The organism is Paenibacillus sp. J31R30 (assembly GCF_059692115.1).
The window spans coordinates 696825-712599 of sequence record NZ_JCAUAV010000002.1; the positions used below are offsets into that span (position 1 = coordinate 696825).

Below are 15775 nucleotides of genomic sequence, written 5' to 3' on the forward strand. Positions count from 1 at the left end.
TGAAAACGCTCAAAATGGATCTGCGGGGTCGCATTCTCATAGAGCAATCAAATCCATGATGAGAAGGAGATTGATATGGGATATGATGTGAAAAATTTCGGAGCCATTGGCGATGGCCAAACGTTAGATCATGAAGCCATCCAATCAGCCATTGATGCATGCAGTCTGCTTGGTGGTGGCATGGTTGTTGTTCCACAGGGAACCTATCTATGCGGAACAATTCATATGCGTTCAAATGTATGTGTTCATTTGGAGATGGGAGCGGTTATTCTTGGGGCTGATGATCCCTTGCTATATCCTGAAATTTGCAAGACGCCATACGGAAATTTACCTGGTCAGATTCAAGCTTTGCTCTGGGCCGATAAAGTGGAGAACATAGCGATCATCGGGCAAGGAACCATCGATGGCGGTGGTGCGAGTCCGCTGTCTCCCTCAGAAGCTGCTGGAGTGAATTTTCGTCCGGCTTTGGTGTTCTTCCGTGACTGTAAAAATGTAAAGTTTCTGGATATTAACTTGCAGTATTCGTGTTTCTGGACATTACATATGCTGCGATGTGAGGATGTTATGGTTAGAGGGGTCACAATTCTTACTAATATGGATCGTATTAATACGGACGGTATTGATCCTGATGGTTGTAAAAACGTCATCATTAGCGATTGCAACATGAAGACTGGTGATGATTGCATCGTGATAAAAAGCACTGAGGGAGACGTATGCGAAAATATTGTTGTAACGAATTGTATACTTAGCTCCCGACATGCTGCCTTGAAAATTGGTACGGAAGCAATGGGGTCGATAAGAAATATAACGTTTACCAATTGTATGATACATAATACAAATGTTGCGCTCGCACTTTACATGAAGGATGGAAGCACCTATGAAAATATGGTGTTCAGCAACATGGTTGTTGAAGCGTATAATGAATTCCCAATTCTAATAGACATTTCTCCGCGATATTATAGAGAACCCAAGCTAGGGTATATTCGAAACATTTCCTTTGATAATATTATTTTGACTACTCAAGGGCGATGTTATATCGAAGGAGTTTCAGGACAGGCTATTGAGAATGTTCAATTCCGAAATATCACTTGGAATATTATCGGTTCTCATGACATGACGAATCCTATCAAGCCTCAGGGAGCCCGTCGCGTTGAGATCGATCCCTTGCGAGTAAATTACGCAACACATCCTTACCAATTCATAGCTGTGCACGTGGATAGTTTACTCTTAAGTGATATTCGGATCCGCAGTGGACATCAAGTCAGTCATCCGGGACGGGGGACTCTGTACGCAGACCATGTCACCAATTTGGTGTTGAAACGTATAGATTCACGGCTCGTACCAGAGGGGATGGAACCGATAATTATACGATCATGATAAGTGAGAAAGCTAGATCAAAGTAGGTTTTTGTATTCGTTTTTTTCGAAATTCAGAAGGAGTAAACGCATTGTAACGCTTGAAAATACGAATGAACTGATTGACATTAGGAAATCCGGATTGAACGCCTACATCTGCAATACTAAGTGTTTCAGTGAGCAACAAATGCTCGGCCTTTTTGATTCGCCTTAAATGAAGATAGTCGACAAATGACATTCCAATACATTGTTGGAAGTATTTAATGAAATAATGATATTCTAAATGCACGAGATGGAGTACATCATGAATCCGAATTGGATTCACGTAATGAGACTCAACATAGTCTAATACTGGCTTTAGACGTTGCCAATCTGAAGGTGATATGGGAGATGAAGAGGGAGCATGGCGGATGAATAGGGAAAGCAGCTGTTTGAAGGCGCCGCTTATCGCCAACTCGTAGCCTGGTTCCATTTGGCTTGCTTCTTGGTATATTTGGACTAATAAATGAAATAAGGCATCTTTGACGGGTTTGTTGATAGATAGAACCTCGTTAATCCGATCCAACGGTTCAGACAATTCCAACAAAATAGGTGAGAAGTCTTTGGTGTACTGATCTAATTGAGCTAATATATCTAACTGAAGTACGATTTGTTTAACTAGCTCATTTCTTCGGGTGCGATGTAATCGGGAAGATCCAAGAATCAACAAGTCTTGTCCTTGTAAATCATAAACCTTATCAACGGTTTCAACTTGCATCGAACCTTCTAATAACAAAATGAGTTCTACTTCTTTATGATAATGCCAAGTATTCCAAGGCAACGAAGAAATGGGTTCCAACGTGATGTCCCATATTTTGTAACGCAGCAATGGATGATGATAATTGACGTGTTCATTTCTTACGTTTTCTTCCACATTTCTTCCCCCCTCAGGTTTCTATTTAATTACGTGTATATCTAACAAAATAAAGAATAGATGAAATTAAGTAAGCGTTATCATGATTATTTTATCATACTTTGGTTCCATATACGAAAAAAGCTCACATGTAGGTAGGTCATTCTACATGTGAGCTTTTGTTATTTACTTTTAGATCGAAAGGCAAGAGTGTCGCTTCACTCTTCGCCCCGCGCCTTCCGATTCGCCAGCATCAAAAATCCGAATGAAATGGCGATGATCGCTCCCGCCCAGCACCAAGCCAGCGTGTGATTGCCGGCTTCAACGGCTATGTAGATGGCGGTGGGCAAGGTTTGGGTGCGATGCGGAATATTGCCCGCGATCATCAGCGTGGCGCCGAATTCGCCGAGTCCCCGCGCCAAGCCAAGGATGTACGCCGAGCGTACGGAACGCCAAGCCAAGGGCAGCGTAATGTACGTTAGCACTTGCCATTCATTAGCGCCAGAGGAGCGCGCGGCGTTCTCCAGATCGGTCTTGACCGAGGCGAAGCCAGTCTTCATCGTTTGATAAACGAGGGGGAAAGCGACGACGATCGAAGCGATCACCGCCGCCCCCCAAGTGAAAATGATGGATTGATGGAACAGAGTGTCCATCACAGTACCGATCCAGCTCTTTTTGCCTAGCATGACGAGCAGAATAAAGCCGACGACAGTTGGCGGCAGTACCAGCGGCAGCATATATGCGGTCTCGATCAAGGACTTTCCGCGGAAGCTCCGCCTCGACATGAGCCATGCCGCATAACCGCCAAGCAGCAGAACGAAAACGCTGGCCACCAAAGCGACCTTCAAGGAAAGCAAAATGGGTGAAGCAAACTCACTCCATGTGATGTTGTCCATAGCTACTGTGGAATCGTGAAGCCGAACTTCACGAAAATGTCCTGCGCTTCTTTACTTTTCAGATACGTGTAGAATTCAGATGCTTCTTTGGTGTGTTTGCTCGCTTTGATAATACCTGCAGGATATTCAATCGGTTTATATGATTTGGGATCAACCGTGAGGGCAACCTTTACTTTCGTAGAAGTTAAGGCATCCGTTTTATACACAAAACCTGCCTCGGCATTCCCTGACTCCACATAGGTGAGGACTTGTCGAACATCTTTGCCTTGTACGAGTTTGGCTTGCAGCGGATCCCATAGCTTAGCATTCGTCAGAGCTTCTTTCGCATAGCTGCCAGCGGGAACGGTTTGTGGTTCACCGACAGCGATATGAGTGACACCAGCTCCAGATAAGTCTTCAAGCTTTTGTACACTCACTTTGCCATCTGCGGGAACGACGACCACCAATCCATTGAGCAGCAAATTGCTTTGCTGTGAAGCATCGATCAACGATTTATCGACGAGCTCTTTCATGTTTTTGCTAGCCGCAGACAGGAAGACATCAGCAGGTGCGCCTTGCTCGATTTGCTGCTGCAGGGCGCCGGAAGCACCGAAATTGAACTGAAGCTTTATATTTGAATGTTTCTTCTCATAGTTGGTTTGAATTTCCTTCATGGCATCCGTCAAGCTTGCAGCTGCAGAAATGGTTAGCTCAACATTGGGCTGCTCAGCTTGTTTGGAACACCCTGATAAAACAATCGATACGACAATAAGAACAAAAAACATAGTACGAAACATCACTTTTTTCAGCATAGTATCCCCTCCAGGATTAATTTATCTATCTATTTTGATATAAATAGTATGATTTAGATATAAATGATTATAGTTGAACGTCGTCGTTTCGTAAATAACTAAAGTTTGAATTACACAGAACTAGCGCTTATGATAGTAGAAGACATTCCAGGTATGGAGGAAAATGATGACAACTGACATCTCGTATACAACGGAGGACATCGCTAAGCTTTTGAAAATCTCTAAGCTGACGGTCTATGATTTGATCAAAAAGGGTGATCTCCCCGCTTATCGAGTTGGCAAGCAAATGCGTGTTGATGCGAGCGATCTGGAGGCGTATAAAGTACGAGCCAAAGGTGGGAGAGGGCATTCGGTCAAAACCGAGCCCATAGAAACAGTCCCAACTCAACATGTTTCAAGTAATGCCATGTCCCAACATTCGCTCGTCATTACCGGGCAGGATGTTAGTTTGGACATTTTAGCGAAGCATATGGAGAAAAAAGCCCCGCACATCAGGCCACTTCGCTCCTACGTAGGAAGCTTGGACAGCCTAGTTGCCATGTATAAGGGTGAATCGGACATTGTGAGTACGCATTTATTGGACGGTGACACTGGTGAATATAACATTCCCTATATCCGCAAATTGCTGATCGGTTCCTCGTATGTTGTCATTAATCTGGTCTCACGAACTGCGGGACTTTATGTTCAAAAGGGGAATCCCAAGCAGCTCCGTGAATGGGCTGATCTCGCGCAACCAGATCTGCAGCTTGCTAATCGGGAGAAAGGCTCTGGGGCTCGCGTTCTCCTCGATGAGCAGCTCCGGCTGCAAGGTATCCCTTATCAGAACATACAGGGGTATGATCAGGAAGAATCGAACCACATGGGTGTCGCAGGTAAGGTTGCGCTGGGTGAAGCGGATTACGGCGTAGGGATAGAGAAAGCAGCCTATATGGTCGGAGGCGTAGACTTCATTCCGCTTATTCAAGAGCGGGTAGATCTTGTTATGCTCAAGAAGCCTGAGAATCTTGTATGGATCGAGAGAGTCAAGCAGGTGCTGCAATCGGAGGCTTTCCATCATGAGCTGCGTCCGATTCAGGGCTACGATATATCACAAACGGGACATGTGCTATTTGAAACATAAGGAGGAGAGAACGTGGTCAAAAAGCTGGGAATTAGCTTATTAATCCTATCGACAATCGCATTCATAAGTGCATTTACGATTCCCTTTTTCGTTCATACGGGAGGCGGGATGGCCAAGTGGATTGCCGGGCTGCTTATTTTCAGCGAGGTTACATTCTGGACGGGTGGCATCCTATTAGGTAAAGAGGTTGCCAGAAAATATAGAAGCTACCTCAACCCGAGAAACTGGACACGTAAGAAAGTAACTGAACCATCCGATAAGGTGACAATGAAACAAGATGAATGATGAAAGAGTAGAATTTCTTATATAGGAATCCTGCTTTTTCTTTTGTGCCTATTTCGGTTATACTAACAGGTGCAGAAGAGAAAGGGGCGTTACGATGTTTACGATTACAACCTACACAGTGGAATTGGTCAGGGATCCTTTTGGGATTTTGACGGGGCAACGATATGAATTTATCATCGATATTGAAGTTGAAGAAGATGATGAGCTATATTCCGAGAGCGGCTTATATATCAGAGCAATTTACAATGTGACCGAAGAAACGTCAGCACTTATGAAATATGAGCTATACGAGAAAACTACGGAGCTTTATCTGGATTTCGATCTAGAGGACGAAGAAGTCGCTGTCGTGGAAGCGTTCTGTAAGGAGCATTACTTAGAAGGTAATGAATAGGGAAGAGTGAAGAGGAGCGCTGTTGCTTCTCTTTTTTATATTCTTTTTGCGACTACAAGACTTCTGCTCCCCTAGCTCTACGCTGGAAGTTGCAGGAGTTCGAATTCTCCGACCTAAATTGGGCAACTGCCCCAACTCAACTAGCCTCCCACTGGCGCACAAGCACAATTAAAAAAATGCGTGAAAAACACGCACATGGGCATGTTTCTCACACATTCGATCATCGTTATTACCCTTGCAAAATAGTTTCAATGCTGCTCAGTACATCATCCGTCAACCGAATGCCGCTTGCGCTGCAATTCTCAACAACTTGCTCTGGACGGCTCGCGCCGACAAGGGCGCTGGCTACATTGTTTTGACGCAGGATCCAAGCTATTGCTAGCTGTGATACCTTGATGCCTAATTCATCCGCAATACTAGATAATTGGGCTACTTTATGTAAGGAAGCTTCGTTAAGCTGCTTTTCATCCCAGTTTTTGCTGCTTGCACGGCTGTCTGCGGCGATTGGCTGTCCTGCACGGTATTTGCCCGTTAGAAGGCCTTGTGCGAGAGGAGAGAATACAACTTGGCTGAAGCCCTTGGTTTCGCCGAGTGGGATGATGTCCTTTTCAATGTAACGAGTGAACATATTGTAGATAGGCTGATTCACAATGAGCTTATCTAATAATAGCTTATCAGCGATGGCATAAGCCTCCACGATTTGAGCAGGCGTCCATTCACTTACGCCAATGTAAAGCACTTTACCTTGTCTAATCAAGTCATCCAGCGCACGAAGTGTTTCTTCAAGCGGTGTCTCAACGTCAAATCGATGGCAGTAGTAGAGATCTATATAGTCCTTATTCAGTCGACGTAAACTAGCTTCGGCTTGTTCCTTAATATGTTTGCGGGAAAGTCCGCGATCGTTGGGTCCATCTCCCATTTTACCGTATACTTTCGTTGCTAAAACGTAGGAGTCCCGTGGATAAGCGGATAGGACTTTGCCCATGAGCTGTTCGGCTTCACCGCGTTCATACACATTTGCTGTATCGAAAAAGTTAACTCCTAAATCATAAGCTTGCTCAATGGAACGCACAGCAGGGTCTTCTCCGACATACCCGCCATAGGTCATCCAACTGCCTAGACTGATTTCACTAACTTTGAGACCGCTATTTCCGAGTTTACGATATTGCATGTTGTATTGCCTCCTGATCTACCATGAAATTTGTATAGGAAAGTATGTACATTTCTATTATAAAGCATGAAGCGTCAAGAAATAAGAGCTGAAAAACAGGTGAGTTACTTACCTTGAGGTGCGCGGCTTGATGTACCCGGCTAATTAGGCGAATTTGACAACCTTGTTCTTACCTGTGGTTTTGGCCTTATACATCGCTTCATCCGCTTGTTTAATGAGCTCTTCAGCGCTCAAACCATTCTTATATTTGCTATATCCAATGCTGGCGGTTACGATGGTTTCTTTCTCGATTCGACTGCGGATTCGCTCAGCAAAAGCGTCCATTTTCACGCTGGGATCGGAAACCATAATAACCATTTCTTCACCGCCGTAACGGCCGGCAATTCCGCATTCATCCGCTTCGTCCTTCATAATTTGCGCCACTTGCTTAAGAACATTGTCCCCCATCTGATGTCCCTGCGTATCGTTCAATTTCTTGAAATTATCGATATCGCTGAACAAAATATAGACAGGTATATGACGCTGTACGTGCTGCGTTACGCGATTGTAGAAAAATTTGCGATTATATAGCCGAGTTAGACCGTCTGTAATTGAAGAATTGTAGATGGCTTGCATGAGCTCAACGACACGTTCAAAGAGAATCATAAACAAGAGAAAATAATAAATGATGGGCAGTAAATTGGCAGCGAATGTCAGCACGGGCTGTGCACTCTCATACATGTAGGTATTCAGGAGATGAACCGATTGAAAGAAAAAGTAAATCGTCAATGCCAGTTGGTATTTCATTTGCTGGCCTATGTAAGGCGGAATCATATAGAAGCAGAGAAAGATAAGCACGAATACGTACAGCTCTAGACCAATATCCTGCAGAAGACGAACCTGCTGCACTGTTCCGCTATAGATGGTTGGTACAATGAAATGAAGCGTAGAAACGACAAAGCCCATAATGATTAAGCCGTAGAAAAATATATACTGCTTGCGGTTCGTGCGATTATATAATTGATAAATCCCCATATTTATAAGTACAAATGAAATAATTTTGAGCATTTGCTGTAAATAACTTGTGATACTTGTATCAATATTGAAAAGGGTCAAATATAATTGAAGCAAACAATGGACACCGACAAAAACGAGCGATATCGTCATGGACATATACGCTTTTTTGCGTCGATCGAGGAATAAACGAAGTGAAATGACGAACATAAGAGCAACCATGACAACGATCATTGTATGCGACATAAATGAGGCTAATTCACCGTAAAACAGATCCATGATGTTCATGTGTTCCTCCAAGAAGACTTATTTCTCACATAGTAGACTCTATTATAAAGGAAAATGAGGTGGAGGGATAGAACATTTGTGCTGTTATTATTGTGTTCTCTTTTCTATTCGCCAGGCACAGGTTACAATAAGAAGGTAAGCTCAAGGATTTGGGAGAGGGGCTCATGCAATGAACATATTGCAAGCATTGTTTTTCCCCCCGGAACAACCGGGCGGGGTGTCATCCATGGTTCCCTATATTTTGGAACGATTTAATAAAAAAGGTTGGGAAATGGAACTATTTTCGCTGCCTAAGCGGATTCGCGGCAAAGGGACTGAAGACGTGATTTTCGCTACTTTCGATTGGCGGAAGTATGCCGGAAACCCGATTATCGATAAATACATTCAGACCTATAAAGATTATGTATGGTGGACGAAGCTCAGAATTTCGAAGAAATTTGATATTATACATGCCCATCATCCCATTGCTGCACTGGTTATGAAACAGGTTTTTCCAGATACACCTGTGATTCTGACAATTCACTCCAGCTTTGAGCGAGAGCTTATACTCAATGGACGCATTGCTGAGAATGGGGTCGAGCATCAATTTCTTACCCAGATCTATGGGGAGCTGGAAGCGAAGGTCGATCAGATTATTACCGTATCGAATTCGTTTAAGCAGTACATGGCGGAATATGTACAGGATAGTGAACGCATTGGCGTTATTCCCAATGGCTTTGATGAGAAGCGATTCCGTCCGATTTCACATGAAAATCAAGTGACGCAATTCATCACAGTCTGCCGTTTGGTGCCTGCCAAAGGCTTGGATACGCTGCTTATTGCGTGCGGCGAGCTGAAGAAGCGCGGTCATCCCTTTGTTCTACATATCATTGGCGATGGGCCGAGCCGTGAAGAGCTGGAGAAGTTAGCGATCGAGCACAATATTTATGAAGATACGATTTTTTACGGGTATATGCTTCATCCGGAAGAGTTCATGCCATTCTTCGATGTATTTGTTCTGCCATCTCGGGCAGAGGCCTTCGGGTCCGTATTCGCTGAAGCAGCATTGTGCTGGTTAGCACTGATCGGTACGAATGTCGGCGGGATTGCGGAGCAAATCGAACATGGTCACAACGGTTTGTTAGTGCCTGTTGGGGATGCGATGGCGCTAAGCCATGCACTGGAGAAAGTCGTCATTGACCCTAGCTTCCGCTATAACCTAGCGCGTGCGGCTTGGGAAAAGGCGAAAAAAACGTACTCATTGAATCGTGTGCTTCGCCAATTGAAAAGTGTTTATGAACGTTACCAAGTGACGGAGCAAGCAGTTCAAGCTGAAGATGGCCCACAGGAATAAAAGTTCACGAAGGAAGGCGTTAGAGCCATGAAACGACTGCGGTTTATACATGCTGCCGATTTGCACTTAGATAGCCCATTTAAAGGCATGTCGGCGCTTCCTGAGCGGGTTCGAGAGCGAGTTCGCGAATCGACGTTCGAAGCGTTGAAGGAGCTTGTGGCGCTTGCGATACAAGAACAAGTAGATTTTGTGGTAATTAGCGGGGATGTCTATGATGTGTCGGATCGTTCACTGCGTGCCCAAATTCGCTTTCAAAAAGCGGTGGAACAATTAGCGGCTGGAGGCATTCCAGCTTATATCATTCATGGTAATCATGACCCCGAGGATGGACGTGCTGCGAAGCTGGTTTGGCCGGCAGACGTTCATTTTTTTGCGTCTGAGAAGGTGGAGACCTACCAGGTTGTGAAGCCTAATCGCGGCATGATTGCCGAAATTCATGGGATTTCTTATGGGACCTCAGCGGTAACGGAGAATCTTGCTTTACAATTTAAAAGGGGACAAGCTCAAGTGTGTCAGATCGGTCTTTTACATACGAATGTGGATGGAGACCCCTATCACGATAACTATGCCCCGTGCAGTAAACAAGATTTATTGCATGCGGGTATGCATTATTGGGCCCTTGGCCATGTACATACAAGAGATATTTTGAACCAAGAGCCTGCCATTGTGTACCCAGGAAATATCCAAGGTCGAAGTATTCGGGAAACGGGACCACGCGGATGCTATCTGGTAGACATCGATGAAAATGGCCGTGCGGAGCTTGCTTTTCATCCATTAGACACAGTGCGTTGGTTTCAAGAAAAACTATCCGTGACCCATATTCGGGCCGAGCAGGCGTTGAAAGATCGCTTAGGTGACCTTTTGGATCGGCTGCGTCAAGAGGCCGCTGGCCGAGATGGGATTGTGCGTGTCGTCTTGGAAGGACGGAGCGAGATTCATGAACGGCTGCGCAAGGGACGTGCCCTACAAGAGATGATCGATGAATTGAGAGAAGAAGAAGTGGAGCGCAGCTGCTTCATCTGGATTGAATCGATCGAGGATCGAACGGCAAGTGAGCTTGATCTCACAGCTGTTAGGGAAGAGAAGAGCTTCTTAGGCGATCTGTTAAGTTATGCAACATCGCTGCAAAGTGACGAAGCCCAACTTAATAACTTCGCCAGCGAGGCGCTTGCCGTATTGCAGGGGCTGCCACAGTCCGCTGGGAATCCAGCGAGTGCAACGCCTGAACAGCTGCGTGAATGGCTGCGTTCTGCAGAAGTACTTGTCGCAGATCTACTTATCGCGGATGGAGGGAACTCTGGATGAGAATCATTGCCATCCAAGTCGATGGTTTTGGCAGCTTGCGTGATCGCCAGCTGATGACGGACAGTAACCTGGCCGTTTTCTATGGCGCCAACGAAGCGGGTAAGAGCACGCTCATGGGCTTCGTCCGCGCGGTGCTGTTCGGCTTCCCGACGCGGACGAATCGCTCGGAGCGCTACGAGCCGCTGGGCGGCGGCTCCCACGGGGGCGCCTTAACCCTGCTCGATGAGCAGGGTCAGCGCATCCGCGTCGAGCGCTACGACGCGCCCGCCACAGGCGGCAAACGAGCCTCTGCGGGGCTCGTGAAGGTCACGCTCGCCGATGGCACCACCGGCGGCGAAGACCTGCTGAACACGCTGCTAGGCGGCCTATCGGCCGACCTCTACCGCAGCTTGTTCGCTTTTGGTTTAACCGAGCTGCAGGAGCTGCGCACCCTGCAGACGGACGAGCTCAGCGGCTATCTATATAGCGCTGGGCTTGGTGTAAGCGGCTCGGCCATCATGGAGGCCGAGCGCAAGCTGACGGCGCAGGCCGACGGCCTGTACAGACCCCGCGGACGCAATCAGGAGATGAACCGTCTCCTGAAGGAGCTCGAGGGTCTGGAGCAGTCGCTGCGCCGCAGCCGTGATGGAGCAGCCGACTACGATCGGCTGCAGGAAGAGCGCCGCTCCGCGGAGGCGCGCGCTGCTGCCCTGGAGGGGCAGCAGGAGGCGCTGCGCGCGGAGCTGCACAAGCTCGGCCTGGCCGGCAAGGCGCGCAGCGGATGGCTCCGCTTGCGGCAGATCGGCCGCGAGCTGGAGGGCCTGCCGGCGCGGCCGGGCTTCCCGGAGCAGGCCACGGCAAGGCTGGAGGCGCTCGAGGCCGAGCAGGAGCGCCTGCAAGCCGAGCGGGACAAGCTGCAGCTGCGGCTGCAGGGCTTGCGCAGAGAGCTTGCTGCGCTTCGGGTGGAGCCGAAGGTGCTCGCGCATCAAGTCGAGCTGAACCATTTGCTGGAGCAGTCGGCTAGCTACGAGGAGAATAAGCGGCAGATCGAGCAGCTTCATGTTGAGCTTGCGCATGGGCGGGCGCAAGTGGATAGATTGCTGTCCAATTTGGATGTGCAATGGGATGAAACCGATGTCACATCGTTCGCTGTTACGATTTCACTTCGTGAACAGGTGCGTACGTATAAAGAGCAGTTCCGCCATAGAACAGAAACGGAGCTGCGCATGCAGACGGAGCTGGAAAGCTTGCAGGCGCAGGTCTCTCGCGGACAAGATCAGGTAGCGGGGCTAGAAGCAGCATGTAGAGGCAATCAAACAGGAAAGGGGTCACTTGACTCCGATCCAACTGCTTTCTTGCAGAAGCTGGCTTCTGATTATGCGCGTTGGCAGCTAGTAACTAGTCAATTAGCACATCAGCAAGAGCGTCAAGCTGAGCACAAACTACATCTCCAGAGCCTCGAAGAAGCGGCTAAGGCTGGGAGAGATTCTGCTCGTATACTGCGTCAACGCATGGTGATTGCAGCAGGTCTACTAGCACTGATCACTCCGTTCCTATTCGTCTGGCAGGGTCAATGGCTTGCAGCCGTATGCACGTTCCTTATATTTACTAGTGTTTCTTGTTATATCTGGTTTACGGGTCGTCAAAAGCATGGAAGCAGAGCATCCCGCGTGACACCCCCCGTTATAGCGCAAGATCACCGTTTGGAACAGGAGCTGCAGCAGCTGGAACGTCGTATTCAGGAGCAGATCCAGGAATTTCAGCGTCAGCAGCTGCAACAGATGAGCTACCAAGAAGCTGCTGCAGCTACGGCGGAATTTACGAGCTTGGATCGAAGCCAAATTCCGAATGTGACGCTTGAAGCCCTTCAACCGCATCTAGATGCTTGGTTCCGTGAAGCAGAGAAGAGTAAGCATCAGCATAGCGAACAGCTCCGAAAGCTGGAGAAATTAAGGGATGCTAGAGAGCATCTACACACGTTGAGACAGCAATATGAGCAGCGGCTACACTATGCAGAGGATGTCCAAGCGGAGACTGTGAAGCTACACTCTGACTGGCAGAAATGGCTGCAAGGATTAGGGTTAGGCGCACATTTGTCCACAGATGCCTTATTAGAAACGATTCAGGTCATCGAGCAGGCCCAAGAGGGACTGCGTCAACTTCACAAAATAGCCGCCAAGCTAGACATGTTAAACGGAAACGTCCATACATATGAAGAAAAGGTAAGTAAGCTGCTTGATTTGCCGCCTTCCAGTCACGATGCTTTGTTTGCATTGAAGCGTTGGAAAGAAGATGAGCAGCAGCAGTTAGTTCTTATCGCGGAACAAAAGCAGAACGAGTATTTGCATACGGAAGCTGAGCAAGAACTCTTGCTAGTTGACCAACATGCGGATCGGACACAAACGCGTCTTCAACAGCTCTTAGAGGAAGGGGCTGCTGTAGACGGCGAGCACCTGCGCATTTTGGAACGGGAGCAGCTAGAACGCAGAAGGCTTGAAGACGAAAGAATGGTGCTGGAAGCTGCCCTTGAATCGTTATTAAGCCCTTCTTTAATGGTGAGCATTACGGAGTTATTGGCATCGCAGGGAGAAGATGAAGTCATGCAGTTAACCGACGCTCTGGGGCAGAAGCTGACGCAAACGATCTCCCAGACGAACGAGCTTAGAGAGGTCGTTGGAAAGCTAGCGGGCCAGATCGAGAAGCTGGAGCAGGGGGCGGAAGCGGCGAATCAGCGCTTGCAGGTGGAAGCGATTCGTTCGTCACTGTCCCAGCATGTGAATCAGTATGCGATAGCCTCCTTCGCAGCTCTCTTACTCAAGAAAGCCCGCGATGTATACGAACAGGAACGACAACCTGGTGTACTCTTGCAGGCATCATCTTATTTCGCACAGATGACGAATGGCGCGTTCATGGCCGTCAAAGCACCCTTTGGTGAGCAGCGATTGCTTGCTGTAAGAGCTAATGGTCAGACCGTAGATACGAACCAGCTTAGTCGTGGAACAGCTGAGCAGCTGTACTTATCCATGCGTTTTGCTCTTGTCGAGGAGTACGGCGGGAAGGCGATTTTACCGTTGGTTTTGGACGATATTCTCGTGAATTTCGATGAGGAGCGGATGGAAAGCTGTTTACGCGTTCTAGCTGACTTGAGTAAGCGCCATCAGGTGCTGCTATTTACATGTCATGGTCATGTGCGCGATGCGGCTGCCAGAGTCATTCCTGGTCACCTTTATATTCACCTATAGAGCAAATGGATGGGAGGCAGGCACGTGGAAGGAAACGAAAAGAGGAAGGATCACCGAGAAATTTCCTATCAAGTCGGATGGAAAAAAGGCAAGATCCAGTGGAATGAGGGAGCGGCTGATGCGCTTCGAGCTCACAAGGAAGAACAAGTTGAGGGTACGGTCGAAAGGAAGCGTCTACAGCTGCTGTGGTTTCCTGCGATGAAGCTTCCCCCTGTGATGTTGCTTCCACTGCTTTATGCCATTCCGGTCATTAGCTTTGGCTGTACGTTACTACTCATCTACGGCTTGCGTCAGCACTAGCCACAAGAAGAAGGGAGGGTCTCGACATGAACTTATTTTTAGCTATCATCGGTGCGGTAATTGGACTTTTTGTAACAGGAGCTGGTATCTATACTGCATGGTCGGTACACCAGCTCTGGCGGCAGCAAGCTGCTTCACCTAGAGCAGTCAGCCAAGTGGAGATTGCGGTGACGTATTTCTCCAGATGGACGATTATTGATTATTCCGTTGTTGGACTATTTATCATAGGACTTTTATTAATGGTAGCCGAGCTTGTGGCTGTTGGACGCGATCATACAGAAATCGCTAATTTTCATTGGGCTTATCTGCTAACCGGTATTATCATTTCCGCAATGGGCATGCTGTTGTTGTTCATCCGTTTGATCGTCGTTCTCAGCTTCCCTCCAGGTACCTTACAACGTACTTCGGCGGTTGCGCCAGATCATCAACACGAGCCAAACAACACTAATCACACCAAATAGCGGGTATAGGGCAGATAACAAGGTTTTAAAACCAATGTGACTGATCGCGTAGCTGAGAAGTAAGATGGCGATGAGGAGAATCTTCGGGTGAACCTTGATACGCTGCTGAAGCTGCATGGATAACCCATAGGCATCGCCGATGAATGTCGTGAAAATCTCCCCATAAATCACAAGCAAATAAGCGACTTGCGGGAGATAGCCTAATTTGGTCATGATATTTCCCATTGGAATTTCAAATTGTGCGATCCCGGGCATCTGTGCGGATAGGGCATAGTGTGCAGCTAACAGCAGCATGCCAATGCCGGCTCCTCCAAGCAATCCGCCCCAAAAGAGTACGGAACGATCGCGAATCGCGCCACCCATTGGAACGAGAACCGCCTGAGCCATAGCCAAGTTAAAAGCTGTATAGAGAAATGGTGCAAACCAGATTTGAGCCAGATGATCATCGCTTGTAATTCGCAGCCAGTTCTCAGACGCAGGCGAGTGCCAGGTATAGGCAACAATAACGAAACTGAACATCAGCATAATGGGAACAACAATGGTATTAACGGTCATGATGGCTTTGATCCCGCGCGTCAAAATGACATAGGCGAGTAGAAGTGTGACGATGAGTCCTGTTGTGTAGGAGAGATGGAGCTGCTCTTCGAAAACAGTGCCAGCCCCTGCAAGCATGACGGTTGTAATGCCAAAAAGCACGATCATCATAAACAAACTGATCCATTTCCCAACTTTGTCTCCAAAAAGAACCTTATTCAAATCCTCATAGGATTCTGCTTTCAAGTCATGAGCCATAAGCATAAGTTGAATGCCTATCCAAATGAACAACAGGGTGGACAAAGCGATCGTTAAAGTGGCTAGCGAGCCATAGCGAGTGAAGAATTGAAGGATTTCCTGTCCAGATGCAAAACCAGCCCCAACGACGGTTCCGATGTAGGTGAAGGCGACACGGACAATCTGTGCACCATTTCGCATA

Annotated in this window: 15 protein-coding genes; 9 read left to right on the top strand and 6 right to left on the bottom strand. The window is 47.4% G+C overall.

Features of this window, described 5'->3' with window-relative positions; genetic code table 11:
* The first annotated feature begins 75 nt into the window (after nucleotides 1-75).
* On the top strand, nucleotides 76-1377 hold the full coding sequence (locus AC58QO_RS09065; RefSeq protein ID WP_497264969.1) for a glycoside hydrolase family 28 protein: 1302 nt from the start codon (nucleotides 76-78) through the stop codon (nucleotides 1375-1377).
* 12 nt (nucleotides 1378-1389) lie between these two features.
* Here the strand turns inward: AC58QO_RS09065 and AC58QO_RS09070 are convergent, their stop codons facing one another.
* The 3 genes from AC58QO_RS09070 to modA form a co-directional block, all read right to left on the bottom strand.
* Nucleotides 1390-2268 carry an AraC family transcriptional regulator gene (locus AC58QO_RS09070; protein WP_497264970.1) on the bottom strand — a complete coding sequence of 293 codons (879 nt, stop codon included), beginning with the start codon at nucleotides 2266-2268 and terminating at the stop codon, nucleotides 1390-1392.
* A gap of 197 nt (nucleotides 2269-2465) precedes the next feature.
* Entirely contained in the window at nucleotides 2466-3143 is a 678-nt protein-coding gene (gene modB / locus AC58QO_RS09075; RefSeq protein WP_497264971.1) for a molybdate ABC transporter permease subunit, read from the bottom strand.
* 2 nt (nucleotides 3144-3145) lie between these two features.
* Nucleotides 3146-3934 (bottom strand): molybdate ABC transporter substrate-binding protein, encoded by a 789-nt coding sequence (gene modA, locus AC58QO_RS09080; protein ID WP_497264972.1) that lies wholly within the window; start codon nucleotides 3932-3934, stop codon nucleotides 3146-3148.
* A 166-nt stretch (nucleotides 3935-4100) separates the two neighbouring features.
* Here modA and AC58QO_RS09085 point away from each other — a divergent pair, with 166 nt between their 5' ends.
* From AC58QO_RS09085 to AC58QO_RS09095, 3 genes are all read left to right on the top strand, one after another.
* The gene (locus AC58QO_RS09085; protein ID WP_497264973.1) at nucleotides 4101-5054 is read left to right on the top strand and encodes a substrate-binding domain-containing protein; all 954 of its coding nucleotides are present in this window, start codon (nucleotides 4101-4103) and stop codon (nucleotides 5052-5054) included.
* A 12-nt stretch (nucleotides 5055-5066) separates the two neighbouring features.
* A complete protein-coding gene (locus AC58QO_RS09090) occupies nucleotides 5067-5339 on the top strand; it encodes a transporter suffix domain-containing protein (protein ID WP_497264974.1) in 273 nt (90 codons plus the stop codon).
* A 94-nt stretch (nucleotides 5340-5433) separates the two neighbouring features.
* Nucleotides 5434-5730: a DUF6509 family protein gene (locus tag AC58QO_RS09095; protein ID WP_497264975.1), complete on the top strand. Its 297-nt coding sequence runs from the start codon at nucleotides 5434-5436 to the stop codon at nucleotides 5728-5730.
* A gap of 229 nt (nucleotides 5731-5959) precedes the next feature.
* Here AC58QO_RS09095 and AC58QO_RS09100 read toward each other — a convergent pair whose 3' ends face one another.
* A complete protein-coding gene (locus AC58QO_RS09100; RefSeq protein WP_497264976.1) occupies nucleotides 5960-6901 on the bottom strand; it encodes an aldo/keto reductase family protein in 942 nt (313 codons plus the stop codon).
* Between the two features lie 144 nt (nucleotides 6902-7045).
* Nucleotides 7046-8182: a GGDEF domain-containing protein gene (locus tag AC58QO_RS09105; RefSeq protein WP_497264977.1), complete on the bottom strand. Its 1137-nt coding sequence runs from the start codon at nucleotides 8180-8182 to the stop codon at nucleotides 7046-7048.
* Nucleotides 8183-8351: 169 nt separating this feature from the next.
* Here AC58QO_RS09105 and AC58QO_RS09110 point away from each other — a divergent pair, with 169 nt between their 5' ends.
* From AC58QO_RS09110 to AC58QO_RS09130, 5 genes are read left to right on the top strand one after another with little or no spacing between them, the layout of a single operon-like run.
* The gene (locus tag AC58QO_RS09110; RefSeq protein ID WP_497264978.1) at nucleotides 8352-9515 is read left to right on the top strand and encodes a glycosyltransferase family 4 protein; all 1164 of its coding nucleotides are present in this window, start codon (nucleotides 8352-8354) and stop codon (nucleotides 9513-9515) included.
* Between the two features lie 27 nt (nucleotides 9516-9542).
* Nucleotides 9543-10820 carry a metallophosphoesterase family protein gene (locus AC58QO_RS09115; RefSeq protein WP_497264979.1) on the top strand — a complete coding sequence of 426 codons (1278 nt, stop codon included), beginning with the start codon at nucleotides 9543-9545 and terminating at the stop codon, nucleotides 10818-10820.
* On the top strand, nucleotides 10817-14041 hold the full coding sequence (locus AC58QO_RS09120; RefSeq protein ID WP_497264980.1) for an AAA family ATPase: 3225 nt from the start codon (nucleotides 10817-10819) through the stop codon (nucleotides 14039-14041). The genes AC58QO_RS09115 and AC58QO_RS09120 overlap by 4 nt, the downstream gene beginning before the upstream one ends.
* 24 nt (nucleotides 14042-14065) lie before the next feature.
* Nucleotides 14066-14341 (top strand): hypothetical protein, encoded by a 276-nt coding sequence (locus AC58QO_RS09125; RefSeq protein ID WP_497264981.1) that lies wholly within the window; start codon nucleotides 14066-14068, stop codon nucleotides 14339-14341.
* 26 nt (nucleotides 14342-14367) lie between these two features.
* A complete protein-coding gene (locus tag AC58QO_RS09130; protein WP_497264982.1) occupies nucleotides 14368-14802 on the top strand; it encodes a hypothetical protein in 435 nt (144 codons plus the stop codon).
* Here the strand turns inward: AC58QO_RS09130 and AC58QO_RS09135 are convergent.
* Nucleotides 14734-15774: a YkvI family membrane protein gene (locus AC58QO_RS09135; protein WP_497264983.1), complete on the bottom strand. Its 1041-nt coding sequence runs from the start codon at nucleotides 15772-15774 to the stop codon at nucleotides 14734-14736. The genes AC58QO_RS09130 and AC58QO_RS09135 overlap by 69 nt on opposite strands.
* Nucleotide 15775 lies beyond the last annotated feature (1 nt).